The following is a 24,845-nucleotide window of genomic DNA, read 5'->3' as shown; positions in this document are numbered from 1 at the left end:
GGCTGGCGCGAGAAACTGACAAAAATGCTAGCTGCCGGCGCTCGCGACCTTTGCTAGCTTCGCGATCGAACGCCTGTTCAGGTGCTTGCAACACAGCGACGCACCGACCTCTCGCGACCCTCGGGGAACCGCCATGGCTGCCAACTCCAGCGTGCACTCCAACGCCTTCAACTTCATGAGCTACCTGCAAGGCGGCGTCGACCCGCGTACCGGCCTGTACACCCTCAGCATCCGCCTGCCCGAGGTCAAGGCCAACGACCTGCAGGGCCCCCCCCTGCAACTGGCCCTGACCTTCAGCCCGCTCAACACCGTCGACTCGGGCTACGGCAAGGGCTGGAACCTGCTGCTCTCGCAGTTCGTGCCCAGTACCGGCGTGGTCTCCACCCTGGACGGCGAAGTGTTCAAGGCCGAGCCCGGCCAGGGTCGTTTCACCCTGCAGGAGCAGAAACTCGACAGCTTCCACCTGCATGACCAAGGCAACCAGCGCTATCGCCTCGTGCACCGCTCCGGCCTGGTCGAGGTGCTCGGTACCCAGGGCGTCGGCGACAATGCCCTGGCTTTGCCCGAAGAGGTCTATTCGGCCCAGGGGCACCGCCTGCGCTTCAGCTACACCGGCTTCAACGTGCACACGCGCCTGGCGTCGATCACCTACCTCGACGACAACTTCGAATCCCGCCCCGTACTGCTGGTCGAGCGCACGAACCAGCAGGTGATCTTCCGCTTCAACCCCGAGGGCGAGCAGCAGGCGGTCTTCACCCTCAAGCTGGACAACAGCCAGCGCGTCGAGGAACTGGTGCTGCCCACCGCTGAGAACGCCTCCTGGCGCTTGCGCTACGAAGACGCCCTGAACCTGGGCTACGACTGCATCAAGGAAGTCTTCACCCCCACCGGTGGCCATGAAACCCTCACCTATACCGATGCCCACGAATTCCCGCGCACGTTCGCCGACGACAATCCCGCGCACATCATCCCGCCCACCGACCTGACCCTGCAGCCGCCGGCTCGCCTGCCACGAGTGAGCCAGCACCTGGTCGACCCTGGGAGCGGGCAGCCGCCGATCGACACCCGCTACAGCTACACGCTCGAGGATGCCGGAAGCGACTACCAGGTCGGCAACAACTTTCTCGGTGCCAACCTGAACCTGGGCTGGGATAACGACGGCCTGGACAACCTGTTCCGCTACACCGGCGTATACCTGTATGGCTCGGTGGAGCAGCTGCTGGTCGGTGGCAAGGTGGTACGCAAGATCCAGCGCCAATTCAACCAGTTCCATCTGATGACCAAGGAGCGCACCCGGCACCTGGGCGCCGACGAACGCAGCGTGCTCACCGATCAGGAGCAAAGCACGAGCTACCATCTCAGGGCGAACGTGGCATTCAAGGACCAGGCGCGTTACTGCCAGTTGCCTGGCACCGTCACCAGCAGTTGGACCGGACCGGACACCGAAGAGCACGTACGGACTCGCAGCGAACAGACCAGCCAGCGCACTTACCATGAGGACGGTAACCTGCATACCGAGACCGATGTCAAAGGCGTGACCCAGACCAGCGAGTGGTACCCGGCCGCGGGCGACGGCAGCGACAGCCCGCCGGACCCGGAAGGTTTCGTGCGCCACCTCAAGAGCCTGACCACCACCCCGGCCCCCAGCAGCGCCCACCCCGACGCGCCGGTGCTGCGCCAACGCTACCGTTACCGCCACTACCAACCCTTGCGCAACAGCGAGAGCAGGGGGTGGAACGAGGTCTGCGAGGAGCGCCTGGTGCAGGTCGGGCTGGACTCAGAGGGCCTGCAGCAGGAGACGGAGTTGGAAGTCACCGTGCATGAGCTCCTGATCGACACCAGCGCTCCGTTCACCCACGGTCGCCTGTCAAAACAGACCGTGACCCGCAACGGCGAAGCCACCACCACCGAATTCGCCTATAGCAAGCGCGCCGAGCCTCTGGCCCAAGGTGAGACGGTGCTGGTGACCGAGCAGACGATCACCGGCCATGACGGCACGAAGAAGGTGCAGACCCTCGAGCACTCGATCCTGATCGGCGAGCCGCTGATCAGTTATGACGACAACGATGTGAAGATCCGTTACCAGTACGATGCCCTGCGCCGGGTGATCAGCGAGACGGTGGCACCGGGCGAGGTGGAGGAGGCGACCCGCAGCTATACCTACACCCAAAGCTCCAGCGCTGGGCAACGCGCTGAACAGAGCCTGACTAACGCCGTGGGCGTCTGCATCACCACGGTGGTGGACGGGTTGTCACGCACAGTGACAGAGAAACGCAACCGCATCGACCAAAACAATCCAACCAAAGAGTTCGACACGCTGACGATCGAGTATGACGCCTTCGGACGCCGGCTGGTTGAAACCCAGACCGATTACCTACCCTACTACGCCTGCGATGGCACTTACTCGCTTGATTCCCGTCGTCTTGTACGCCGCTTCACTTACGACAATTGGGGCAACCTCAGCTGCACGACAGAATCTGACGGTGTTCAGGTGCATGAACAGCGCAATCCTCTCGGCCATGCTCGGCATGACGGCCCCGTCCAACGCACCTGGCGACAGACCGGCGATGCCAAGCCGCTGATCAGCAGCCTGCGCGAAACTTGGCTCAACCCCTTCGATGAACCCGATCACATCCTGCGCTTCAGTGCCGATGGACAGGAGCTGGCCAGGCAGACCTTTACCTACGACGGGCTCGGCAACCTGCGCAGCCAGGTCAATGAGCAGGGGAACACCACACAGCTCCAGTATGACGCCTGGAGTCGTGTCACCTGTACCGAACGGCCTGACCAAACAAAGGTGTACATGTGCTATGCGCGCCATAGCAGCAGCGAATTGGCAACGCGCATTTCAGTGATACCCGCAACCTCGACATCCCCGATCATTCTGGGTGAACAGAAATTCGACGGACTGGACCGTCCCTTCGAGCTCAAGATCGGTCGCCAAATAGAGACCCTCACCTACAGTGACGACAGCGCGCTTCCCGAAAGTCGCCGTACTGCGGCTGGCGACAAGATCAGCTACCGCTACAAGCACAACCTGACCCAGGCACCGATACACACCGAAGTCGACGGCGACGTGAGTGTTTTCGACTTTCACCCCACGAGCGCCCTCCTCATCCACGCCAGCAACCGTGAGGGAAATCAATACTTTGAGTACGACATGAACAACCGCCTGAGTGCCAGGTGCTGGGTCAATGAGGACGGCACCACCTACAGCATTGCTCGGACCACGTCTTGGCAGGGCCGGCAAACCTCGGAAACCCTCCCTGATGGGCTGAAGAAACATACCGAGTACGACGAGTTCGGACGCCCGTCCCTGACCCGACAAGGCAACCTGCAGGCAGCATTCACCTATGACCTGCTCGGCAGACTGCGGCGCACGGCCACCCTGGACCAGACCAACCAGATAACCCTGACCACGACAATCGACTACGACGACCAGGGCCGAGAGGTCATGCGTACTTTCGAGCAACACGGTCAGCTGGCGCAGGAACTGGAGCAACGCTGGGGTCTGGATGGCCTGCTGGCGTGCCGGCACCTGCGCCAGGGCTCGACGAGCCTGCTGAAAGAGACCTTCACCTACAATGAGCTGGGCCAGTTGACCCGGTACAATTGTGACGGCGCGCAACTGCCCGAGGACAGGCATGGCCGCAAGATCCTCGATCAGCACTTCAAGTATGGTGCCTTCTACAACATCGAGTGCTGCGAAAGCCACTTCAGCGGCGCCCCTACCGAAACGCTGTACTTCAACTACGCAGGCGATGATCCCTGCCAACTCACGGCAGTCGGCTACACCCCATCCGACGCCAGCCCGAAGATTGCCCTTGCCCACGATGACAATGGCAATCTGCTCAATGATCACCTCGGATACCAGATGAGCTACGACAAGCGCAGCCGTCTACTTTCGGTGAGGGCCCCCGATGGAAAACAGATCTGCGAGTATCGCTACGACGCCCATGATCAGTTGCACGCCCTCAGGCATGCCGACGGCACGCAAACCCGCCTCTTCTTCCAGGACAACCGACTGAGTGTGGCCATTCGCGACGCGCTGCAGACCTCGATCCTGTACGACCAGGACCGCCCTCTGGGCCAGCAGCAAAGCGGGGCTGCCGACGCGCCGCTGCTATTGCGCAGCAACGCCAACTACAGCGTGATCGCCGAGAGCCAAGGCCAGAACCTGCGTCAGGCGTCCTATGGGGCCTACGGCGAGGGCGCGGACATGCATCCACTGAAATGCTTGCTTGGCTTCAACGGTGAATTCGTCGACCCATACACCGGCTGGTACCCGCTCGGCCAGAGGGGTCGGGCCTACAACCCGGAGTTGAGGCGCTTCCAGAGCCCAGACTCGCTCAGCCCATTCGAGGCCGGGGACCTGAACCGCTATGCTTATGTCGCGGGCAATCCGATCGGGCTGCGGGACCCGACCGGTCATGCCTACCAGTTGTTCCAGACGCCGGAAAACTATGCGGCAATGGGTGCGAGACCGTCGCTGCTCGGCGCTATCTTCGGTTTCATCCTCGGGGCCGTCATGACCGTAGTCGCGACCGTGGCCACGGTCCTTACCGCAGGCGCAGCGGCCCCAACGATCGCTCGCGCGGTTGGCTTCACTGCAACCGTAGCCGCCGCCTCCGGAACCGCAGTAAGCGTCGCTGGCGCCGCCGCTGGCCTGATATCGACCGTATCTCAAGGGATTGGAATGTTCGCCAACAACCCCCTAGCCTTGAAGATCGCCGAATACTCCGGATATACGTCGATGCTCAGCATCCTTGGCCCAAACCTTGTCACCAATAGCGTGACTCGGTTGCTGGGTTTACGCTCCGTGTCTTCCGGGCTGCAGGCCACGGTGCCGGGTGTGATCAACAGCACGCTGGGTGCGGTAGGCATGTCTCCCACCATCGCCACACCGACCGCCGCGGTCTCGGCAACGACAACGGCAACGGCAACGGCAAGGATCGCGAACAAGGTGCCACGCAGGATAGGCGCAGGGGGCGCCATCGCCTCCGTCGGCCTACGTGCCGTAGGCCAGCTCAACACCAGCAACAAGGATCCCGCCACCTCGTCCGTGGAGGTGCGGCAATGATGCATTGCACGTGCCCTTGGGCACATCAATCGGACATTATCGCAAGCAAAAAAAACGCCACTTCAAACGAAGTGGCGTTTTCAATTTGGAGCGGGAAACGAGACTCGAACTCGCGACCCCGACCTTGGCAAGGTCGTGCTCTACCAACTGAGCTATTCCCGCAGGGTGAAGCTTTACCGCATGTGGCGTGAAGCGCCTTGAAGACCTTCACCACCTGCACCGCCAGAAGCGATGCCTTTCAAACTGGAGCGGGAAACGAGACTCGAACTCGCGACCCCGACCTTGGCAAGGTCGTGCTCTACCAACTGAGCTATTCCCGCAATATGGCGTCCCCTAGGGGACTCGAACCCCTGTTACCGCCGTGAAAGGGCGGTGTCCTAGGCCACTAGACGAAGGGGACATACCCAACGCTTTTCAGCGCACCAGAACATGAACCTCGCGATTCAGCCTGGATTTTCTTTTCCTGCCCTGCCGAAGCAGTGCCGGAGAAACTGGAGCGGGAAACGAGACTCGAACTCGCGACCCCGACCTTGGCAAGGTCGTGCTCTACCAACTGAGCTATTCCCGCATTGGCGTCCCCTAGGGGACTCGAACCCCTGTTACCGCCGTGAAAGGGCGGTGTCCTAGGCCACTAGACGAAGGGGACACGCTACAACATTTCACTGCCTGCCGCGCTTCGCTGTGTGCTTTACGCTGCAAGTGGCGCGCATTCTATGGATGCCATGGAAAGTCGTCAACCCCTTTGTAGAAATTTATTTAAATCAATGACTTCCCGACGTCATACCCACTGATGCAGGATGCGTCCGGGGATTGGCGTTGATTTTCTGACGGCGGCTCGGCAAGCTCATGGCCAGGCGCCATCACCCTGTAGGAATCGGGGCTTTGGCCGATACAGATACCTGTAGCGACCGTGTCGGCTGCTTCGCGGGTGAACCCGCACCCACAGGGTGCGGTTGTTCCGCCCGGCTGCACTGTTCGCCTCCGGGCGGACTCACTACACTCTCGATAGATGCAAAACTTCTTCATGAGGCGTTAACGGTGACACCACTTCTGATCACCCTGCTCATCGTGGCGGGTATCGCGTTACTGATCGTGATCGGCTACCTCAACAATGTGGTCGAAAACGGCAAGCTCGAACGCGCACGGCTCAAGGTCGAACTGGCCGACCGCCTGCGTCGCTGTGGCGAAATCACCGAAACCTTCCCCGGCCAGTTCATGACGCCCGCGCTCAAGCTGCTGCTGACCCGGCTGGAGCTGAACCTCAACCAGCGCCAGCTGGCCCTGGACAAGCACAGCGGCGATCTCAAGGCACGCATCGCCGAGCTCGAAGGGCTGATCGCCCAGGGTGAGCGGATTGCGGTGAACAACCCGCCCGCGCCGATCCAGACCGAGGTCAAGGCCAAGGACGTGCGCTTCCTGCTGGAGCTGCTGCACAACCAGATCGTGCGCGCCACCCAGGAAGGCTTCCTGGCCACCAACGAAGGCAAGTACTGGGTCAAGGAGATCCGCCACATCCTGGTGCTGCTGCATATCGAGTTCTTCAACAACCTGGGCCAACAGGCCCTGCAGCAGGGCCAGCCGGGCCAGGCACGCCTGGCCTTCGAGCGTGGCGTGCAATACCTGCGCAAGCAGCCTGAGCCCAAACAGTATGAAGAGCAGCTGACCTACCTGGAAAAACTGCTGGCTCGAGCCAATGCCCAGGTGCTGGACCAGATGGAACCTGCCGAGAACGACGAGAACGCGCTGACCCAGGGGCTCAAGACCGACGAGGATGAGACCTGGAAGAAGAAGGCGATCTACGACTGATTGGTTGCCTGACATATCCTGGGGGCGCTTTGCGCCCCTTTCGCGACACAAGGCCGCTCCTACAGGGGATCGCGGTCGCCTGTGGAGCGGCCTTGTGTCGCGAAAGGGCTGCGAAGCAGCCCCCAGCGATCTTGATATAGAAAGGGGCCTTCGCAGGCCCCTTCTTCATTTCAGCAATTGGTCAACTCGAGGAACACCTCGACCAACCGCTCCAGCCCCGCCTGGTCGGCCGCGCTGAAGCGTGCCAGCTTCGGGCTGTCCAGATCGAGCACGGCGATCAACCGCCCCGCCTTGACCAACGGAATCACCAGCTCGCTGTTGGACGCGCTGTCACAGGCGATATGCCCGGCAAATGCATGCACATCCTCGACCCGCTGGGTTTCGCGCGTCGCCGCCGCCGTGCCACAAACGCCCCGACCGAACGGGATGCGCACGCAGGCTACCTGGCCCTGGAACGGGCCGAGCACCAGCTCTTCGTCGCGGTTGATATAGAAGCCAGCCCAGTTCAGGTCCTCGACCTGGTTGTAGAGAAAGGCCGAGAACTGCGCGGCATTGGCGATGAAGTCGCGCTCGTCGGCAAACAGCGCCTGTACTTGCGCGGCCAGCAGGTCGTAGCCATCGAGGCCCTGGCCACTGGCGTTGAGGTCGATCATTTATTTCTGCTCCAGCAATTGCAGCCCGACCCAGTAGCGGGCGAACTGATAGGCACAACGGCCATTACGGTTGCCACGGCCGGTGGCCCAGCGCACGGCGAGAATGTCCAGGGCTTCGTCACGCTGCCAGCGCAGGCCGGCAGTTCGCGCCAGCTGGCCGATCCAGTGCTCGACCACGTTGAGGAAGTGCTCCTGGGAGAACGGGTAGAACGACAGCCACAGGCCGAAACGATCGGACAGGGCGATCTTGTCTTCCACCGCCTCGTTGGGGTGCAGCTCGCCGTCGACCATCTTCCAGTTCTCGTTGTCGCTCTGTTTCTCCGGCACCAGGTGGCGGCGATTGGAGGTGGCGTACAGCAGCACGTTGTCCGGCGCCTGCTCCAGCGAGCCGTCGAGCACGCTCTTGAGCACCCGGTAGTCGCCCTCCCCGGCCTCGAACGACAGGTCGTCGCAGAACAGGATGAAGCGCTGCTCGAGCTTGTGCAGTTGCTCGACCACCCTTGGCAGGTCGGCCAAGTGGTCGCGCTCGATCTCGATCAGGCGCAGGCCCTCTGCGGCATGCTCGGCCAGCAGCGCGCGCACCAGCGACGACTTGCCGGTGCCGCGCGAGCCCCACAGCAACGCGTGGTTGGCAGGCATGCCGCTGATGAACTGGTGGGTGTTGCGGCCCAGTTGCTCGCGCTGCTGGTCGACGCCGATCAGGTCGGACAGGCGGATATCGAGGCTGACCTCCAGCGGCATCAGATAACCGCTGCGGCCGTCGCGCTGCCAGCGGGCGGCCAGGGTGCGAGTCCAGTCGATGTCCGGGCGCGGGGCCGGCAGCAGGGGTTCGAGGCGGGCGAGAACAGATTCGGCGCGGTCGAGAAAAGCGGTGAAGCGAGCGTCCATGATGGCTCCTAGCAAGTCAGGTTTCGATACCGTGCCGGCCCCTTCGTGGGTAAACCCGCTCCCACAGAGGGAGATCGACCTTGTGGGAGCGGGTTTACCCACGAAGGGGCCGGCACGGTCAGAAGCTGAATGTTCGACAGACCCGCCAGCAGCCAGGGCTGATCGGCTATGCTTGCGCAGCGCAGGAGCAAGTAACCGGCTTGGGACCCATGGATATAAAGTTCACCAATCGCCTGTCATACAAGCAAGCCCGGTTGACAGTCCTGGTCGGCTTCATCCTGGGAACATTGCTCAGTCTCATCCAGATCGGCATCGATTATGCCAGCGAAGACGCGTCCATCAACCGTGAAATTCAGGCGCTGTTGAAAATCAGCCACGACACGGCCTCGCGCATCGCCTACAACATCGACAGCGAACTGGCCCAGGAGCTCACCGGCGGGCTGCTGAAATCACCCGCCGTGATCCGCGCACGGCTGATCGACAACAACGACACGGTGCTGGCCGACATCCAGCGCCCACGCCAGGAAAGCCGCTACCGGCCGCTGTCGGACTTCCTGTTCGGCGAGCAGCGCCAGTTCCAGGACCGGCTGTTCCTGGCCCACATGCCCGAGGAATACCTCGGCACCCTCTACCTGGATGTCGACACCTTCGCCTTCGGCGGGCGCTTCCTCGACCGCGCCGGGGTGACCCTGGTCAACGGCTTCGCCCGCAGCCTGGTGCTCACCGGGATCCTCCTGGCGCTGTTCTACCTGATGCTGACCAAGCCGCTGGTGACGGTGATCGGCGCGCTCAGCGGCAACGACTCGCGTACCCCCAGGCAAAGCCGCGTGGACTGCCCCAAGGGCCATGAGCACGACGAAATTGGCGTGCTGGTGCGGGTCGCCAACCAACAGTTCGTCAGCATGGCCACCGAGATCCAGCAGCGACGCAGCGCGGAAAACCGCCTGACCCACTATCTCAACGAGCTGGAAGACATCGTCTCGGCCCGTACCGACGAGCTCAAGGCCAGCAACAGCCGCCTGAGCCTGTCCAACCAGGAGCTCGACGAGGCTCGCCAGCGTGCTCTGGACATGGCCCAGGCGCGGGCCGCCTTCCTGGCCAACATGAGCCACGAGATCCGCACGCCGCTCAACGGCATGCTCGGCATGATCGCCCTGGCCCTGGACAGCGGCCTGGCCGCCGAGCAGCGCCAGCAGCTGTCGATCGCCCACGACTCGGGCAAGGTACTGGTGGAACTGCTCAACGATATTCTCGACCTGTCCAAGTTCGACGCCGGGCAACTGGAGCTCGAACGCATCCCCTTCGATCTCGGGGCGATGGTCGAGGACACCGCCAACCTGCTCTCGCAGAACGCCGCGCCCAGCGTCGAGCTGACCTGCCTGATCGCCCCGGACTTTCCCAGCTCGGTGCTGGGCGACCCGACCCGGGTGCGACAGATCGTCAGCAACCTGCTGTCCAACGCGCTCAAGTTCACCCGCTTCGGTCGCGTCGATGTGCGCCTGACCACCATAGTCGGCGGCGTGCGCCTGGAAGTCTGCGACACCGGCATCGGCATTCCCGAGGAAGCCCAGGCGCGGATCTTCCAGCCGTTCACCCAGGCCGGCGCCGGCATCACCCGCCAATATGGCGGCACCGGCCTGGGCCTGGCCCTGACGCGCAACCTGTGCAAGGCCATGCAGGGGCACCTGAACATTCACTCCGAGACCGGTTTCGGCAGCCGCTTCAGCGCCGACCTGCCGCTCCCCGCGCACACCGAGGCGATCCCTCCCGCCCCCCTGTCCGGGCGCGTGGTGGCCCTGGGCAACCGTGGCAGCGGCCTGGCCGAGCTGCTGCGCGAGCTGTTGCCGCGCTGGGGGCTGGACTATGTTCGTCACGACACGGCCAACGAGATGGGCGACAGCCCCGTCGACCTGCTGATCACCGACGACCTGGATCATGTGCTGGACCTGCGTCCCGCCGTGCAGGCGCCGATCCTGCTGGTGACCGCCTACGGCAACTTCCTGCCCAGCGAACAGGCCATGGAACTGGCGCCGTTACAGCAACTGGCCCGCCCCCTGGCGCGCAACGCGCTGTACCAGACCCTGCGCCGCACCCTGCAGGGCGAACCCAGCATGCCGCTGCCCCATGAGGTGCCGGCAACGCCGGAGCGCCGCGCGCGGATACTGCTGGTCGAGGACAACCCGGTGAACCAACTGGTGGCCAAGGGCATGCTCGGCAAGCTCGGTTGCCAGGTGCAGGTGGCCGCCCATGGCGTGGAGGCCCTGGAGCTGCTCGAACAGGGCGCGTTCGACCTGGTGTTGATGGACTGCAACATGCCGGTGATGGACGGCTACGAGGCCAGCCGGCGCATCCGCCAGAGCGGGCGCTGGCCGGAGCTGCCGATCGTCGCGCTGACCGCCAACGCCATGCCCGAGGAACGCGAGCGCTGCCGCGCCGCGGGCATGAACGACTACCTGGCCAAGCCGTTTCGCCGCGAGGAGCTGCTGGCGCTGATCGATCACTGGGTGCCGGTCAGCGGCTGAGCAGCGGCTCGATCGCCGACTTCAGCGCCTCGGGCTTGGTGGTCGGGGCGAATCGGCTGACCTTGCCGCTGCGCGGGTCGACCAGAAACTTGGTGAAGTTCCACTTGATCTTCTGCGTCCCCAGCACGCCCGGCGCCCGGCGCTTGAGCTCGGCGAACAAGGGGTGGGCGCCGGGGCCGTTGACCTCGATCTTGCGAAACAGCGGAAAACTCACGCCGAAGTTGAGTTCGCAGAACTGCGCGATCTCCTTGGCATCGCCCGGTTCCTGCTTGCCGAACTGGTTGCAAGGGAAGCCCAGCACCACCAGGCCCTGGTCGCGGTAGTCCTGCCACAGGCGCTCGAGGCCCTTGTACTGCGGGGTGAAACCGCACTGGCTGGCGGTGTTGACCACCAGCAGCGCCTTGCCGGCGTAGTCGCCCAGCACTTTCTGCTCGCCACCCAGGGTGACGCAGGGGATGTCCAGCAATGCATCGGCCATGCTCGTGCTCCTTCAGTCGCGCGGTTTGAGGTCCAGGCACACCGAATTGATGCAATAGCGCAAGCCGGTCGGTGGCGGGCCGTCGGGGAACACGTGCCCCAGGTGGGCGTCGCATTGCGCGCAGGTGACTTCGGTGCGGATCATGCCGTGGGAGGTGTCGCGGATCTCGATCATCGCGGCCTCTTCGATCGGCTCGTAGAAGCTCGGCCAGCCGCAGCCGGAGTCGAACTTGGCCTTGGCGTCGAACAGCGCCAGGTCGCAGCAGATGCAGTGATAGATGCCGTCGCGGCGCTCGCCGTTGTACTTGCCGCTGAACGGCCGTTCGGTGCCCTTGAGCCGGCACACCTGGTACTGGGCCGGATCGAGCATCGCGCGCCATTCTTCCAGGGTTTTGTCGATCTTTTGCATGGTGGGACCTCGGCAGGCTGAATTTCACCTCGCGCTGTCTTTTCCCTGGCGCGGGTGGCACGTATATTAGTTGGCTTCGTGTGCAAGACAGCAAGTCTGGCACCCGCGCCGCGCCCTTTCAAACCTTTGCACGGCGGCGCAACGCGTATTCTCACTCGGGATCTCATCATGCAGTTCAGCAAATCGAACAAGCTCGCCAATGTCTGCTACGACATTCGCGGCCCAGTGCTCAAGCACGCCAAACGCCTGGAAGAGGAAGGCCACCGCATCCTCAAGCTGAACATCGGCAACCCGGCGCCGTTTGGTTTCGAGGCGCCGGACGAGATCCTGCAGGACGTGATTCGCAACCTGCCCACCGCACAGGGCTACAGCGATTCCAAGGGCCTGTTCAGCGCGCGCAAGGCGGTCATGCAGTATTGCCAGCAGAAGCAGATCGAAGGCGTCGGCATCGAGGACATCTACCTCGGCAACGGTGTGTCGGAACTGATCGTCATGTCGATGCAGGCACTGCTCAACAACGGCGACGAAGTGCTGATCCCGGCGCCCGACTACCCGCTGTGGACCGCCGCCGTGAGCCTGGCCGGCGGCAAGCCGGTGCACTACCTGTGCGACGAGCAGGCCGACTGGTTCCCGGACCTCGACGACATCAAGGCCAAGATCACCCCGAACACCAAGGCCCTGGTGATCATCAACCCGAACAACCCCACCGGCGCGGTGTACTCCAAAGAGCTGCTGCTGGGCATGCTGGAGCTGGCGCGCCAGCACAACCTGGTGGTGTTCTCCGACGAGATCTACGACAAGATTCTCTACGACGAGGCCGTGCACATCAGCACCGCGTCGCTGGCCCCGGACCTGCTGTGCCTGACCTTCAACGGCCTGTCCAAGTCCTACCGCGTGGCCGGTTTCCGCTCCGGCTGGCTGATCATCTCCGGGCCCAAGCACCATGCCCAGAGCTACATCGAAGGCATCGACATGCTGGCCAACATGCGCCTGTGCGCCAACGTGCCGGCCCAGCACGCGATCCAGACCGCCCTGGGCGGCTACCAGAGCATCAATGACCTGGTGCTGCCGCCCGGCCGCCTGCTGGAGCAGCGCAACCGCACCTACGAGCTGCTCAATTCGATCCCCGGGGTGAGCTGCGTCAAGCCCATGGGCGCGCTGTACGCCTTCCCCAAGATCGACCCGAAGGTCTGCCCGATCCACAACGACGAGAAGTTCGTGCTCGACCTGCTGCTGTCGGAGAAGCTGCTGATCGTCCAGGGCACCGCGTTCAACTGGCCGTGGCCGGACCATTTCCGCGTGGTGACGCTGCCGCGGGTGGATGACCTCGAGCAGGCCATCGGCCGGATCGGCAATTTCCTGCGGACCTATTCGCAGTAAGCGAAATCGCTATCGCGGGGCAAGCCCGCTCCCACGCTGTCCAGCGTGGGAGCGGGCTTGCCCCGCGATGCTTTTGCCTTACATCCTGCAACGCTCTCTCACAAAGCCCTCACGGCATCCTCTGCCATACTCCGCCGTACACAGTTTGAAATAGTCGCCCGGTTGAATAGCCGCGCCCTCCCCCTTATATACCCCGCAGTACGCAACGAACTTATCCGTCAGGAGAACGTAACAACCATGATGCGCATTCTGTTGTTTGTAGCCACCAACCTCGCGGTGGTGCTGGTTGCAAGCATTACCCTGAGCCTGTTCGGCTTCAACGGGTTCATGGCCGCCAACGGGGTCGACCTCGACCTCGGCAAGCTGCTGGTCTTCTGCGCCGTGTTCGGTTTCGCTGGCTCGCTGGTCTCGCTGTTCATCTCCAAGTGGATGGCGAAGATGACCACCGGCACCCAGATCATCACCCAGCCTCGCACCCGCCACGAGCAATGGCTGCTGCAGACGGTCGAGGAACTGTCCCGCGAAGCCGGCATCAAGATGCCCGAGGTGGGTATCTTCCCGGCCTACGAGGCCAACGCCTTCGCCACCGGCTGGAACCGCAACGACGCCCTGGTGGCGGTCTCGCAGGGCCTGCTCGAGCGCTTCTCGCCCGACGAGGTGCGCGCGGTGCTGGCCCACGAGATCGGCCATGTGGCCAACGGCGACATGGTCACCATGGCGCTGATGCAGGGCGTGGTGAACACCTTCGTGATGTTCTTCGCCCGCATCATCGGCAACTTCGTCGACCGGGCGATCTTCAAGAACGAAGAAGGCCACGGCATCGCCTACTTCATCACGACCATCGTCGCCGAGCTGGTCCTGGGCATCCTCGCCAGCATCATCGTCATGTGGTACTCGCGCCGCCGTGAGTTCCGCGCCGACGAAGCCGGCGCGCAACTGGCCGGCACCGGCGCGATGATCGGCGCCCTGCAGCGCCTGCGCTCGGAACAAGGCTTGCCGGTGCACATGCCCGACACCCTGAAGGCCTTCGGCATCAATGGCGGCCTCAAGCACGGCCTGGCCGGCCTGCTGATGAGCCACCCGCCGCTGGAAGAACGCATCGACGCACTGCGCCGTCGCGGCTGATCCTGGCAGCAACAAGAAAGGGCGACTTCGGTCGCCCTTTTGTTTGTCATGTCGCCACCCCCTGTAGGAGCGGCCTTGTGTCGCGAAAGGGCTGCGTAGCAGCCCCGGCAATTTCGATGGTGACTCAGAATCTGGGGCCGCTGCGCGCCCCTTTCCGACCGGTCCGACGCCTCGGCCGCTCCCACAGGGGACAGTTCCCAGCGCGACAGTGCCAGCTCAGCGTCCTAGCCGATAGACTCGCTCTACCAGGCTTTCAACACCAGCCTTCAAAAACTTCGGACTCTCGCCCAGAATCTCCCGCGCCTCCACCTCATCGACCCACCACCCGGCAAACCCAGCCCGCACTTCGGCGTCCGGCACCGAGAACGGCGGCCCGTCGATCAATCCCTGATCGTAATCCAGGGTCACCAGCAGCCCCCGACAGGCCGCCGGTAACTGCTCGCCCAACAACGCCATGTAGCGCTCGCGCATCGCCAGCGGCAAAGCGATCAGCGCCGCCCGGTCATATACCCCTGCGCAATCCGCCAGATCCTCGGCGCGCAGCGCGAACACGTCCCCGCACCACAGCTCCACCTCGTCGCTGCGCCACACCTCGAAGGCACCGTGCTGGGCAATCTGCGCCACCAGGCCATGTTCGGTGAAGAAGTCCGCCACCGCCCTGCGCGACAGCTCCACCCCCAGCACCCGATAGCCTTGGGCGGCCAGCCAGAGCAGGTCCAGGCTCTTGCCACACAGCGGCACCAGCACCTGCGAGCCCTGGGCCAGGCCCAGCGTCGGCCAGTGCGCCTGCAGGTACGGATTCACCTGGGGTTGGTGAAAGCCGATCTGGTTGTCCGCCCACCGCTTGTGCCAAAACGCTGGCTCCATGAACCCTCCCGCTTTTTCGATAAGTAGCTGTAAAAACTTATATTGGATCTCGATCGTAGGCTGATCGAAGATGGCAGCATCTTACCTGCCAGGACCCCGCCATGCTGCCCAGCCTGTTCATTTCCCACGGTTCGCCCATGCTCGCCCTGCAACCGGGCGCCAGCGGCCCGGCGCTGGCCGGGTTGGCCCGCGCCCTGCCCCGGCCGAAGGCGATCGTGCTGGTGTCGGCGCATTGGGAGAGCCGCGAGCTGCTGGTCATGGCCAATCCGCAGCCACGGACCTGGCATGACTTCCATGGCTTTCCTGCCGCGCTCTACGCCGTGCAGTACCCGGCACCTGGCGAACCGGCACTGGCCAGTCGCATTGCCGAGCGGCTGGGGGCCAAGCTGGATGACCAACGGCCATTCGATCACGGCGCCTGGGTACCGCTGTCACTGATGTACCCGCAGGCGGATATCCCGGTGATCCAGGTGTCGCTGCCCAGCCAGGCCGGCCCCGCCCTGCAACTGAAAGTCGGCCAGGCCCTGGCGGCGCTACGCGAGGAAGGTATCCTGCTGATCGGCTCGGGCAGCATCACCCACAACCTGGGTGAACTGGACTGGCATGCAGGAGCGGATGCGGTCGAGCCTTGGGCGCGGACTTTTCGTGACTGGGTAGTGGCACAACTGGGGGCCGATGACGAGGTCGCACTCGTGGACTATCGGCGACAGGCGCCGTTTGCGGCGCGCAATCATCCCAGCGATGAACATCTGCTGCCGTTGTTCTTTGCCATGGGGGCTGGCGGGCAGTTTGGCATCGTGCACCAGGGGTTCACGCTGGGGGCGTTGGGGATGGATATCTATCGGTTCGACTGACGGGCCTCTTCGCGGGTAAGCCCGCTCCCACAGGCTCCAGCCTGGCGCGACACCCGCGAAGAGCTCGGAACAGGCAAAAAAAATCCCCGACCAACAGGCCGGGGATTTTTCATTGCAGCGCCAGGATCAGTCCTCGCGGTAGCGGCGCAGCTTCAGCTGCTTGCCGGCAACGCGGGTGTCCTTGAGCTTGGTCAGCAGGCGCTCGAGGCCGTCTTCCGGCAGCTCGACCAGGCTGAAGCTGTCACGCACCTGAATGCGGCCGATGGCATCACGCGCCAGGCCACCTTCGTTGAGGATCGCGCCCAGCAGGTTCTTGGCGGCGATGCCATCACGGGCACCCAGGGCGGTACGGCAACGCACGCGGCCTTCGGCCAGCGGCATCGGCGCGCGGCGCTCGCGGTCACCACGGTCCGGACGCTCGCCGCGCTCGGTACGCTCACCACGCTCACGCGGGGCATAGGTCGGTACCAGCGGCTGCTCGCGCTCCACCGAAGCCAGATCCAGCGCCTGGCCGTTGGTGGCCTTGCGCAGCAGGGCCGCGGCCAGGGCACGCGGGGTGCAACCCAGGTCGGCGGTCAGACGGTCGAACAGCTCGCCGTGGCTGGCCTCGGACTCGGCCACCAGCGGCGCCAGGCTCTTGGTCAGCTTCTTGATGCGCGCATCCAGCACGGCTTGCGGGTTAGGCAGGCGAGCTTCAGCGACTTTCTGCCCGGTGACACGCTCGATCACCTGCAGCATGCGGCGCTCGCGCGGAGTGACCAGCAGCAGCGCGCGGCCATCGCGACCGGCACGGCCGGTACGGCCGATGCGGTGTACGTAGGACTCCGGGTCGTACGGCATGTCGACGTTGAACACGTGGGTGATGCGCGGCACGTCCAGGCCACGGGCAGCGACGTCGGTGGCGACGACGATGTCCAGGCGACCATCCTTGAGCGAGTCGATCACACGCTCACGCTGGTTCTGGGCGATGTCGCCGTTCAACGCGGCAGCCTTGTAGCCCTTGGCTTCCAGCGCGGCGGCCAGGTCCAGGGTGGCTTGCTTGGTACGCACGAAGGCGATCAGCGCGTCGAATTCCTCGACCTCCAGCAGACGCAGCACGGCCGGGATCTTCTGGTCGGCGTGGACCATCAGGTGGGCCTGGTCGATCGCGGTGACGGTCTGGGTCTTGCTCTGGATCTTGACGTGCTTGGGCTCGCGCAGATGACGCTCGGCGATCGAACGGATCGACGATGGCAGGGTGGCGGAGAACAGCACGGTCTGGCGCGACGCGGGGATGGCGTCGAAGATCACTTCGAGGTCGTCCATGAAGCCGAGCTTGAGCATCTCGTCCGCTTCGTCCAGTACCAGGTACTGCACGGTGGACAGGACTTTTTCGTCACGGCGCAGGTGGTCGCACAGACGACCAGGGGTGGCGACGACGATCTGTGCGCCATTGCGAATGGCACGCAGCTGTGGGCCCATCGGGGCACCACCGTACACGGCCACCACGTTAACGCCCGGCATCTGCTTGGCGTAGGTTTCGAAAGCGGTGGCTACTTGCAGCGCCAACTCACGGGTTGGCGCCAGGATCAGGGCTTGCGGTTCGCGCTTGCTCACGTCGATCTTGTTGAGGATCGGCAGGGCGAAGGCAGCGGTCTTGCCGGTGCCAGTCTGCGCCTGGCCGATCATGTCGTGACCGGCGAGGATGATCGGGATCGACTGTTGCTGGATGGCCGACGGCTCTTCATAGCCGGTGGCCAGGACGGCAGCAACGATGTTCGGATTGAGATCGAGAGCGGCGAATCCGCCGGTTTCCTGGGTCATGGGTCTGCCTCTAGGTGCATCCGCAAAGACCCATGCTCCAAAACTGCACATGCCTTGAAAGACCAGAAGGTCACCCAGGCAGCTTTGGCGGCGGGGATTTGCGAAAACGATTGAAAATGGGAACGTCTTGGGGAAGTCCGCCTAGCGGACGCGCAGCCGAAGCTGGATTCGGAGGATTTGCACCACCTGATTTTGAGGTCCGCTGAAAGACCGGCGCGTACTATACCCGAATTCGCCGAAAACCGTGAGAAATATTTCAGTGAAAAAGGCCAGTAAACAGCCATTATTTAGCATCGGCTGAAACGTTTCCTTCAGAGACCTTATCGCGGGGCAAGCCCGCTCCCACGAAGCCCGCTCACAGGGTGACAGGTTTCGTGGGAGCGGGCTTGCCCCGCGATGGCGTTCAACTGGCCGGGCGCACTGCGCTGATCAGGTACTCCAGCGAATACCCCAACCGCGGCGCCAGCGCCTCGGCCCGGGCGCGCAGGCCATCGATGTCCAGACGCTGCTCCAGGTCTGCCGGCACCAGCAGGATCACATTGCCCTCCTTCACCGGCAACTCCCAGTAGTGCCGGTGGTACAGCCCGCGCAGCAATGCCGCGCCCAACGGCCGGCCATCGTCGCCGGCCCACTGGTTGATCACCAGCCAGCCCCCGGGGTTGAGCTGCTTCTGGCAATTCTCCAGGAAGCCCCAGGCCAGGTGCGCGACACCCGGCCCATGATCGGTATAGAGGTCGACGAACAGCAGGTCGGTTTTCTCCGCCGTGGGCAGCAGCTCGATGGCATCGCCCACCCGCACGTACAGACGCGGATCGTCGTCCAGGCCCAGGTACTCCATGGCCAGGCGCGGCACGTCGGGACGCAGCTCGATGGCTTCGACATCCTCCAGGGGCAGGAACTTCAGGCAGGCCTGGGTCAAGGTGCCGGCGCCCAGACCGAGGAACAGCGCGCTCTCGGGCTGCTCATGGCACAGCGCGCCGACCAGCATGGCGCGGGTGTAGTCGTACTCCAGCCAGCTGGGATCGGCCATGAAGGTGCAGCTCTGCTCGATGGCGTCGCCGAACTCGAGGAAGCGGTAATCCTCCACCTCGTACACGCTGATGATGCCAAAGGCATCCTCGACCCGTGCCAGCAGCCGCTCTTCCCGCTCCGTCGCCATCCCACCACCGCCTGCGCAAAACGCGCATTGTCCGCCAATGCCGGTGGTGCAACAAGCACGCCGGCGGCTGTACCATGGCAGGTACGCCTGAACCCACAGAATAGATAGAGCCTGCGATGACCCAACCCTGGAGCCCCGACAGCTGGCGCGCCCTGCCGATCCAGCAACAACCCGTCTACCCTGACGCCGCGCACCTGGCCAAGGTCGAGCAGACGCTGGCCAGCTACCCGCCGCTGGTGTTCGCCGGCGAAGCGCGCGAACTGCGCCGGCAGTTCGCCGAGGTCACCCAGGGCCGGGCGTTCCTGCTCCAGGGCGGCGACTGCGCCGAGAGCTTCGCCGAGTTCTCGGCGGCGAAGATCCGCGACACCTTCAAGGTGCTGCTGCAGATGGCCATCGTCATGACCTTCGCCGCCGGCTGCCCGGTGGTCAAGGTCGGGCGCATGGCGGGACAGTTCGCCAAGCCACGCTCGGCCAATGACGAGACCATCGGCAATGTCACGCTGCCGGCGTACCGTGGCGACATCGTCAACGGCATCGGCTTCGACGCCGCCAGCCGCGCGCCCGATCCGGAGCGCCTGCTGCAGGCCTACCACCAGGCCACCGCCAGCCTCAACCTGCTGCGGGCCTTCGCCCAGGGCGGCTTCGCCGACCTGCACCAGGTGCACAAGTGGAACCTGGACTTCATCGCCAACTCGGCGCTGGCCGACAAGTACCATCAGTTGGCCAACCGCATCGACGAAACCTTGGCGTTCATGCGCGCCTGCGGCCTGGACAGCGCGCCACAGCTGCGCGAAACCAGTTTCTTCACCGCCCACGAAGCGCTGCTGCTCAACTACGAGCAAGCTTTCGTGCGCCGCGACAGCCTGACTGGCGACCACTACGACTGCTCGGCGCACATGCTGTGGATCGGCGATCGCACTCGCCAGCTGGACGGTGCCCACGTCGAGTTCCTGCGCGGCGTGCACAATCCGATCGGGGTCAAGGTCGGCCCGAGCATGAACCCCGAAGAGCTGATCCGCCTGATCGATGTGCTCAACCCGGACAACGACCCAGGTCGTCTCAACCTGATCGTGCGCATGGGCGCCGGCAAGGTCGGCGACCACCTGCCGGGGTTGATCCGTACCGTGCAGCGCGAGGGGCGCCAGGTGCTGTGGAGCTCCGACCCGATGCACGGCAACACCATCAAGGCCAGCAGCGGCTACAAGACCCGCGATTTCGCGCAGATCCTCGACGAGGTCAAGCAGTTCTTCCAGGTGCACCAGGCCGAAGGCAGCCATGCCGGCGGCATCCATATCGAGATGACCGGGCAGAACGTCACCGAGTGCATCGGCGGCGCCCGGCCGATCACCGAGGATGCCCTCTGCGACCGCTACCACACCCACTGTGACCCGCGCATGAACGCCGATCAGTCGCTGGAGCTGGCCTTCCTGATCGCCGAAACCCTCAAGCAGGTGCGCCGCTGAGCAACGCCTGACGCAACCGGCTGCCCTCGACACGGGGGCAGCCGAGCCGCACCCGCTCCAGGCCAAGCCAACCGGCCAGCGCGTGCAAAGCGGCTACCAGCGCCTGGTAACCCTCCTCCCCCAGCCCTGCTTCCTCTTCATGCACGGCATGCACCGCCAGGCATCCATGGGCGCGTTCGGCGCGCAGGTCCAGGCGCGCAACGATGCGGCCCTCGTACAGGAACGGCAGCACGTAGTAGCCATACACCCGTTTATGCGCCGGGGTGTAGATCTCCAGGCGATAGCGGAAATCGAACAAGCGCTCGGTACGGCTGCGCGCCCAGACCAGTGAATCGAACGGCGAGAGCAAGGCGCTGGCCTCGATTCGCCGGGGAATCCGTGGCGTGCCTGCTACATAGGCTGGCTGTTTCCAGCCTTGCACGGCGCAGACCTGCAAGCGCCCGTCCGCCAGCAGCTCGACCAGCGCGGCCTTGCTCTGTTGCGGCGCCAGGCGGAAGTAGTCGCGCAGGTCCTGCTCGGTGGCCACGCCCAACGCGCCGGCAGCGTGCAGCATCAGCCCCTGATGCGCCTCGGTTTCGCTGACCGGAGGCTGATCGAGAATGGCCGTCGGCAAGACCCGTTCAGGCAGGTCGTACAGACGCTCGAAACCACGACGCCCGGCCACCGTGACCTCGCCAGCGGCGAACAGCCATTCCAGCGCATGCTTTTCCTCGCTCCAGTCCCACCAGGGCCCGGCGCGCTCCTGCCGCGTGGACAGACTGCCCGCGCCCAAGGCACCCTGGTCGCGCACCGCCGCCAGCACCCGGTCGATCACCTCGCGCCGCTCGCGACCGAACGCAGCCAGTTGCCGATAGATGCCCTGGCCTTGCGTGGCGTGGGCCATGCGCCAACGCATCAGCGGATACAGCTCCAGCGGCAACAGGGATGCTTCGTGGCCCCAATACTCGAACACCCGGCGCTGACGGTTCTTGCCCCAGGCGAGCTGGTCGAGGGCGGCCTGCGGGTAGTTGCCCAGGCGGGAGAACAGCGGCAGATAGTGGGAGCGGACCAGGGCGTTGACCGAATCGATCTGCACCACGCCCAGGCGCTGGAGCATGCGGGTGAGGCTGGCCTGGCTCGGCGGCGCGGCGGGTGGCTTGCCGAAGCCCTGGGCGGACAAGGCCAGGCGGCGGGCCTGGGAAATGGACAGGTTGAGGGGCATAAGACGAGCTCCGTCTGGTGTTCAGACAGTAAAGACGCAATCGCGGGTCAAGCCCGCTCCCACGCACCATTACTTTCGTGGGAGCGGGCTTGACCCGCGATTGGAGTCCCCCTCATTTGCGCAACGGATCCTCCCAAAAATGCCGGTCGGCCTCCTGCTGGATATCCGCTCGCGACAGCCCCAGGTCGTGCAGCGTGGCATCGCTCAGGCGTGCCAGTTCCTCGCGCTGGCGGTGCAGTTCATACCAGCGCAACAGCACGCCACCGGCATCGTGCAGCCAGTGGTTCAGGGACGACACAGGCTGGTGAGCAACGTTGAAATGACCTTTCATCTTGACGCCCTCCTTGTGGATGGCTTCAGTTTCGACCCAGGCCTAAGATCAATCCAACGAATGTTTCTGATGCCATGCATCTCGGAGATTGATGCCATGTCCCAGTATCAGAGTCTCGATGCCGATGTGCTGCGCACCTTTGTCGCCATTGCCGAACAAGGCGGGTTCACCCGCGCCGGGGAAGTGGTCAATCGCACCCAGTCGGCGGTGAGCATGCAGATGAAGCGACTGGAGGAAGACATCCTGCAGCGCCAGCTGTTCGAACGCGACGGCCGCCAGGTGCGCCTGACCGCCGAGGGCCAGGTCTTGCTGGGCTATGCCCGACGTATCCTCAAGCTGCACGGCGAGGTGTTCAATACCCTGCGCATGCCGCACATGGTCGGAATGGTGCGCATCGGCACCCCGGACGACTACGCCATGCGCTACCTGCCGGGCATTCTCACCCGCTTCGCCCAGGCGTATCCGCTGATCCATGTCGAGGTGCATTGCGACTCGTCCAAGCAACTGATGCTGCGCCAGGACCTCGACCTGACCATCGTCACCCGCGAGCCGGGCAACGAGATCGGCCAGTTGCTGCGCCAGGAACGCCTGGTCTGGGCCGCGGCCAAGGGGTTCTGCCCCCACGAGCAGCAACCGATGCCGCTGGCGATGTTCAACGCCGACTGCTTCTGCCGGGTCTGGGCCTGCAACGCCCTGGAGCGCCAGGGTATCGAGTACCGCATCGCCTATACCAGCCCGAGCCTGGCGGCGATCTTCGCCATCGTCACCGCGGGCCTGGCGGTGACCGCGCAACTGCAGAGCCTGATCGGGGGTGAGCTGCGCATCCTCGACGAAGACGACGGCCTGCCGCAGTTGCACATGGCCAATGTGATGCTGCTGCGCAACGATCATCAGCACTCGCCGATCACCGACTGCATGGCCGAGTACATCGTCGAAGGGTTCAAATGAAGGATGGGATCCGGGGCTGCTACGCAGCCCCTACATACTAAAGCTCGAACCCAAGCATCACCGCACACACCACCAAAAACCCGCAGAACAGCGTGCGCAACACCTTCTCCGGCAACGCGTGGGCCAGCTTCACCCCCCAACTGATGCTCAGCAACCCACCCACTGCCAGCGGAACGCCAATGCTCCAGTCGACACTCTGGTGCACCCCATAGGTCACCAACGTCACCAGGGTACTGGGCGCCGCCAACGCCAGCGACAGTCCCTGGGCCACCACCTGGGTGGTGCCGAACACGGAGGTCAGTATCGGCGTGGCAACCACCGCTCCGCCTACGCCGAACAACCCGCCCATGGTCCCGGCGAAACCGCCCAGCACGCCCAGCCACGGCCATGGGTAGCGCAGCTGGTTGCTCGGTGGCCGCACCGGGAGGAACATCCGCGCCACGTTCCACACGGCCAGGATCACCAGGAAACCGACAAAGTACAGGCGCATCGACTTCGCATCGATGCCCACCGCCCAGATCGCGCCCAGCCAGGCAAACACAAAGCTGCACAGCGACAGCGGCAGCGCATGACGCAGCTCGATGCGGTTGCGCTGGTGATAGCGCCACAACGCCAGCAGCACGTTGGGCACCACCATCACCAACGCGGTGCCCTGGGCCAGCTGCTGGTCGAGGCCGAACAGCACGCCCAGCGCCGGAATGGCGATCAGCCCGCCGCCAATGCCGAACAGGCCGCCCAGGGTGCCCAGGGCCGCGCCCAACACGATGTACATCAACCACTCGATCATCCGGGCCTCGTTCGCCTGCATTGAGAAGATGAGCGGCATGCTACCCAGTCGCTGCTGGCGGGGAAACGCATAGCAGCGCACAATGGCTTTGCGCTATTCGCACAAGCAGAGATGCCATGAGCCCCGATGCCCTCACCGAACAACTGAGCCTGTTCCTCGACGTGCTGGAAACCGGCAGTTTCTCCGCGGCCGCCCGCCGCCATCCGCTGACCCCTTCGGCCGTGGCCCGACGCATCGACAACCTGGAAAGCGCGGTCGGCAGCCGTCTGTTCTCGCGCAGCACCCACGCCGTGCGCCCCACCTCGGCGGGCAACGCCTTCGCCGAACGGGCACGGCGCATCATCGAGGAACTGCGCCTGGCCCGCGCCGAAGCGGTGTCGTTGAGCAACGCGCCAGAAGGCCTGATCCGCATCGACGCCCCCGCCGCCTTTGGCCGTCGCCACCTGGCACCGGCCATTGCCGATTTCCTGGTCGCCTACCCCGGGCTCGATGTGCAGTTGCGCCTGATCGACAGCTTCGTCGACCTGCACGGCAGCCACCTGGGTGAAGTCGACCTGGTGCTGCGCGCCGGCCCCCTGGCCGATACTCGGCTGGTGGCCACGCCCCTGGCCTACATGGTGCGTATCGCCTGCGCCAGCCCGGCCTACCTGGCCAGCCGCGGAGTGCCGGACTGCCCCAGCCAGCTACCCGGGCATGATGGCCTCGACTGGGACGGACTGGCCCCGCCATTCGCCTGGCGCTTCGAGGTCCACGGGCAGACCCGCCTGTATCGACCGACACGCATCCGCATGGCCGCCAACAATGCCGAGACCCTGTTGTTCGGCGCCTTGGCCGGGCTGGGCGTGGCCCACCTGCCCACCTGGCTGATCAGCGATTACCTGCTGCGTGGCGAACTGGTCCCGTTGTTCTGCGACAACGGCCTGCCCGCGCCCGAGAGCAGCGGCGTCTATGCGCTGCGCCTGGCACATGAAACGAACTCTCGCAGCCGCTTGCTGCTCGAATTCCTCAAGAGCCGGTTCAGTCCGATCCCGCCTTGGGACCTGGCGCTGCGCAGCGAACTGCGCTGGCAATGAGCGCACCAAGCACTGGCGT

General features: G+C 64.3%; 17 protein-coding genes, 5 tRNA genes and 2 pseudogenes. 9 read left to right on the top strand and 15 right to left on the bottom strand.

What is annotated here, in order from left to right:
* Positions 1 to 133: 133 nt before the first annotated feature.
* Positions 134 to 5,080: an RHS repeat domain-containing protein gene (locus ACYUME_RS07695; RefSeq protein WP_460418480.1), complete on the top strand. Its 4,947-nt coding sequence runs from the start codon at positions 134 to 136 to the stop codon at positions 5,078 to 5,080.
* Positions 5,081 to 5,166: 86 nt separating this feature from the next.
* Here ACYUME_RS07695 and ACYUME_RS07690 read toward each other — a convergent pair.
* From ACYUME_RS07690 to ACYUME_RS07670, 5 genes are all read right to left on the bottom strand, one after another.
* Positions 5,167 to 5,242, bottom strand: a tRNA-Gly gene (locus tag ACYUME_RS07690).
* An 82-nt stretch (positions 5,243 to 5,324) separates the two neighbouring features.
* A tRNA-Gly gene (locus ACYUME_RS07685) sits at positions 5,325 to 5,400 on the bottom strand.
* Between the two features lie 4 nt (positions 5,401 to 5,404).
* A tRNA-Glu gene (locus ACYUME_RS07680) sits at positions 5,405 to 5,480 on the bottom strand.
* A gap of 92 nt (positions 5,481 to 5,572) precedes the next feature.
* Positions 5,573 to 5,648: transfer RNA gene (locus ACYUME_RS07675), tRNA-Gly, on the bottom strand.
* Between the two features lie 2 nt (positions 5,649 to 5,650).
* A tRNA-Glu gene (locus ACYUME_RS07670) sits at positions 5,651 to 5,726 on the bottom strand.
* A 392-nt stretch (positions 5,727 to 6,118) separates the two neighbouring features.
* On the opposite strand from ACYUME_RS07670, the gene ACYUME_RS07665 reads away from it, so the two are divergent.
* Complete coding sequence (locus ACYUME_RS07665) at positions 6,119 to 6,886, top strand: hypothetical protein (RefSeq protein ID WP_279887206.1); 768 nt, start codon at positions 6,119 to 6,121, stop codon at positions 6,884 to 6,886.
* Between the two features lie 170 nt (positions 6,887 to 7,056).
* Here the strand turns inward: ACYUME_RS07665 and ACYUME_RS07660 are convergent, their stop codons facing one another.
* Together ACYUME_RS07660 and ACYUME_RS07655 are read right to left on the bottom strand one after the other, a co-directional pair.
* A complete protein-coding gene (locus ACYUME_RS07660; protein WP_460418479.1) occupies positions 7,057 to 7,539 on the bottom strand; it encodes a GAF domain-containing protein in 483 nt (160 codons plus the stop codon).
* Positions 7,540 to 8,427: an ATP-binding protein gene (locus ACYUME_RS07655; RefSeq protein ID WP_279887210.1), complete on the bottom strand. Its 888-nt coding sequence runs from the start codon at positions 8,425 to 8,427 to the stop codon at positions 7,540 to 7,542. It abuts the gene before it with no gap.
* A 168-nt stretch (positions 8,428 to 8,595) separates the two neighbouring features.
* On the opposite strand from ACYUME_RS07655, the pseudogene ACYUME_RS07650 reads away from it, so the two are divergent.
* Positions 8,596 to 10,949 (top strand): annotated as a pseudogene (locus ACYUME_RS07650) (response regulator).
* Here ACYUME_RS07650 and ACYUME_RS07645 read toward each other — a convergent pair.
* The gene (locus ACYUME_RS07645; protein WP_279887214.1) at positions 10,939 to 11,427 is read right to left on the bottom strand and encodes a glutathione peroxidase; all 489 of its coding nucleotides are present in this window, start codon (positions 11,425 to 11,427) and stop codon (positions 10,939 to 10,941) included. The pseudogene ACYUME_RS07650 and the gene ACYUME_RS07645 sit on opposite strands and share 11 nt — an antisense overlap.
* Positions 11,428 to 11,439: 12 nt before the next feature.
* The gene (msrB, locus tag ACYUME_RS07640) at positions 11,440 to 11,835 is read right to left on the bottom strand and encodes a peptide-methionine (R)-S-oxide reductase MsrB (protein WP_460418478.1); all 396 of its coding nucleotides are present in this window, start codon (positions 11,833 to 11,835) and stop codon (positions 11,440 to 11,442) included.
* Between the two features lie 168 nt (positions 11,836 to 12,003).
* Here msrB and ACYUME_RS07635 point away from each other — a divergent pair, with 168 nt between their 5' ends.
* Complete coding sequence (locus tag ACYUME_RS07635) at positions 12,004 to 13,215, top strand: pyridoxal phosphate-dependent aminotransferase (RefSeq protein WP_011532857.1); 1,212 nt, start codon at positions 12,004 to 12,006, stop codon at positions 13,213 to 13,215.
* Positions 13,216 to 13,452: 237 nt separating this feature from the next.
* Positions 13,453 to 14,340 (top strand): protease HtpX, encoded by an 888-nt coding sequence (gene htpX, locus ACYUME_RS07630; RefSeq protein ID WP_279887220.1) that lies wholly within the window; start codon positions 13,453 to 13,455, stop codon positions 14,338 to 14,340.
* 216 nt (positions 14,341 to 14,556) lie between these two features.
* On the opposite strand, the gene ACYUME_RS07625 is transcribed toward htpX, so the two are convergent.
* Complete coding sequence (locus ACYUME_RS07625; protein WP_460418477.1) at positions 14,557 to 15,207, bottom strand: thiopurine S-methyltransferase; 651 nt, start codon at positions 15,205 to 15,207, stop codon at positions 14,557 to 14,559.
* A gap of 101 nt (positions 15,208 to 15,308) precedes the next feature.
* Between ACYUME_RS07625 and ACYUME_RS07620 the strand changes: the two genes are divergently transcribed.
* On the top strand, positions 15,309 to 16,061 hold the full coding sequence (locus ACYUME_RS07620; protein WP_460418476.1) for a DODA-type extradiol aromatic ring-opening family dioxygenase: 753 nt from the start codon (positions 15,309 to 15,311) through the stop codon (positions 16,059 to 16,061).
* Between the two features lie 126 nt (positions 16,062 to 16,187).
* Here ACYUME_RS07620 and ACYUME_RS07615 read toward each other — a convergent pair.
* Together ACYUME_RS07615 and ACYUME_RS07610 are read right to left on the bottom strand one after the other, a co-directional pair.
* Positions 16,188 to 17,898, bottom strand: a pseudogene (locus ACYUME_RS07615) (DEAD/DEAH box helicase).
* 369 nt (positions 17,899 to 18,267) lie between these two features.
* Positions 18,268 to 19,023: a spermidine synthase gene (locus ACYUME_RS07610; protein ID WP_460418475.1), complete on the bottom strand. Its 756-nt coding sequence runs from the start codon at positions 19,021 to 19,023 to the stop codon at positions 18,268 to 18,270.
* Positions 19,024 to 19,139: 116 nt separating this feature from the next.
* On the opposite strand from ACYUME_RS07610, the gene ACYUME_RS07605 reads away from it, so the two are divergent.
* Positions 19,140 to 20,486: a class II 3-deoxy-7-phosphoheptulonate synthase gene (locus ACYUME_RS07605; protein WP_460418474.1), complete on the top strand. Its 1,347-nt coding sequence runs from the start codon at positions 19,140 to 19,142 to the stop codon at positions 20,484 to 20,486.
* Here the strand turns inward: ACYUME_RS07605 and ACYUME_RS07600 are convergent.
* Both ACYUME_RS07600 and ACYUME_RS07595 read right to left on the bottom strand, forming a co-directional pair.
* Positions 20,467 to 21,687: a winged helix-turn-helix domain-containing protein gene (locus ACYUME_RS07600; RefSeq protein ID WP_460418473.1), complete on the bottom strand. Its 1,221-nt coding sequence runs from the start codon at positions 21,685 to 21,687 to the stop codon at positions 20,467 to 20,469. The two genes, ACYUME_RS07605 and ACYUME_RS07600, sit on opposite strands and share 20 nt — an antisense overlap.
* A gap of 112 nt (positions 21,688 to 21,799) precedes the next feature.
* Complete coding sequence (locus tag ACYUME_RS07595; RefSeq protein WP_279887232.1) at positions 21,800 to 22,018, bottom strand: DUF1127 domain-containing protein; 219 nt, start codon at positions 22,016 to 22,018, stop codon at positions 21,800 to 21,802.
* 96 nt (positions 22,019 to 22,114) lie between these two features.
* On the opposite strand from ACYUME_RS07595, the gene ACYUME_RS07590 reads away from it, so the two are divergent.
* Positions 22,115 to 22,966, top strand: a complete 852-nt coding sequence (locus tag ACYUME_RS07590) for a LysR substrate-binding domain-containing protein (RefSeq protein WP_279887234.1) — start codon at positions 22,115 to 22,117, stop codon at positions 22,964 to 22,966.
* A 37-nt stretch (positions 22,967 to 23,003) separates the two neighbouring features.
* Here the strand turns inward: ACYUME_RS07590 and ACYUME_RS07585 are convergent, their stop codons facing one another.
* Positions 23,004 to 23,753 carry a sulfite exporter TauE/SafE family protein gene (locus ACYUME_RS07585; protein WP_279887236.1) on the bottom strand — a complete coding sequence of 250 codons (750 nt, stop codon included), beginning with the start codon at positions 23,751 to 23,753 and terminating at the stop codon, positions 23,004 to 23,006.
* A gap of 116 nt (positions 23,754 to 23,869) precedes the next feature.
* On the opposite strand from ACYUME_RS07585, the gene ACYUME_RS07580 reads away from it, so the two are divergent.
* Positions 23,870 to 24,826: a LysR family transcriptional regulator gene (locus tag ACYUME_RS07580; RefSeq protein WP_460418472.1), complete on the top strand. Its 957-nt coding sequence runs from the start codon at positions 23,870 to 23,872 to the stop codon at positions 24,824 to 24,826.
* The last annotated feature ends 19 nt before the right edge of the window (positions 24,827 to 24,845 follow it).

The organism is Pseudomonas sp. microsymbiont 2, from assembly GCF_054788395.1.
This window is presented reverse-complemented; position numbering and strand designations above follow the sequence as displayed.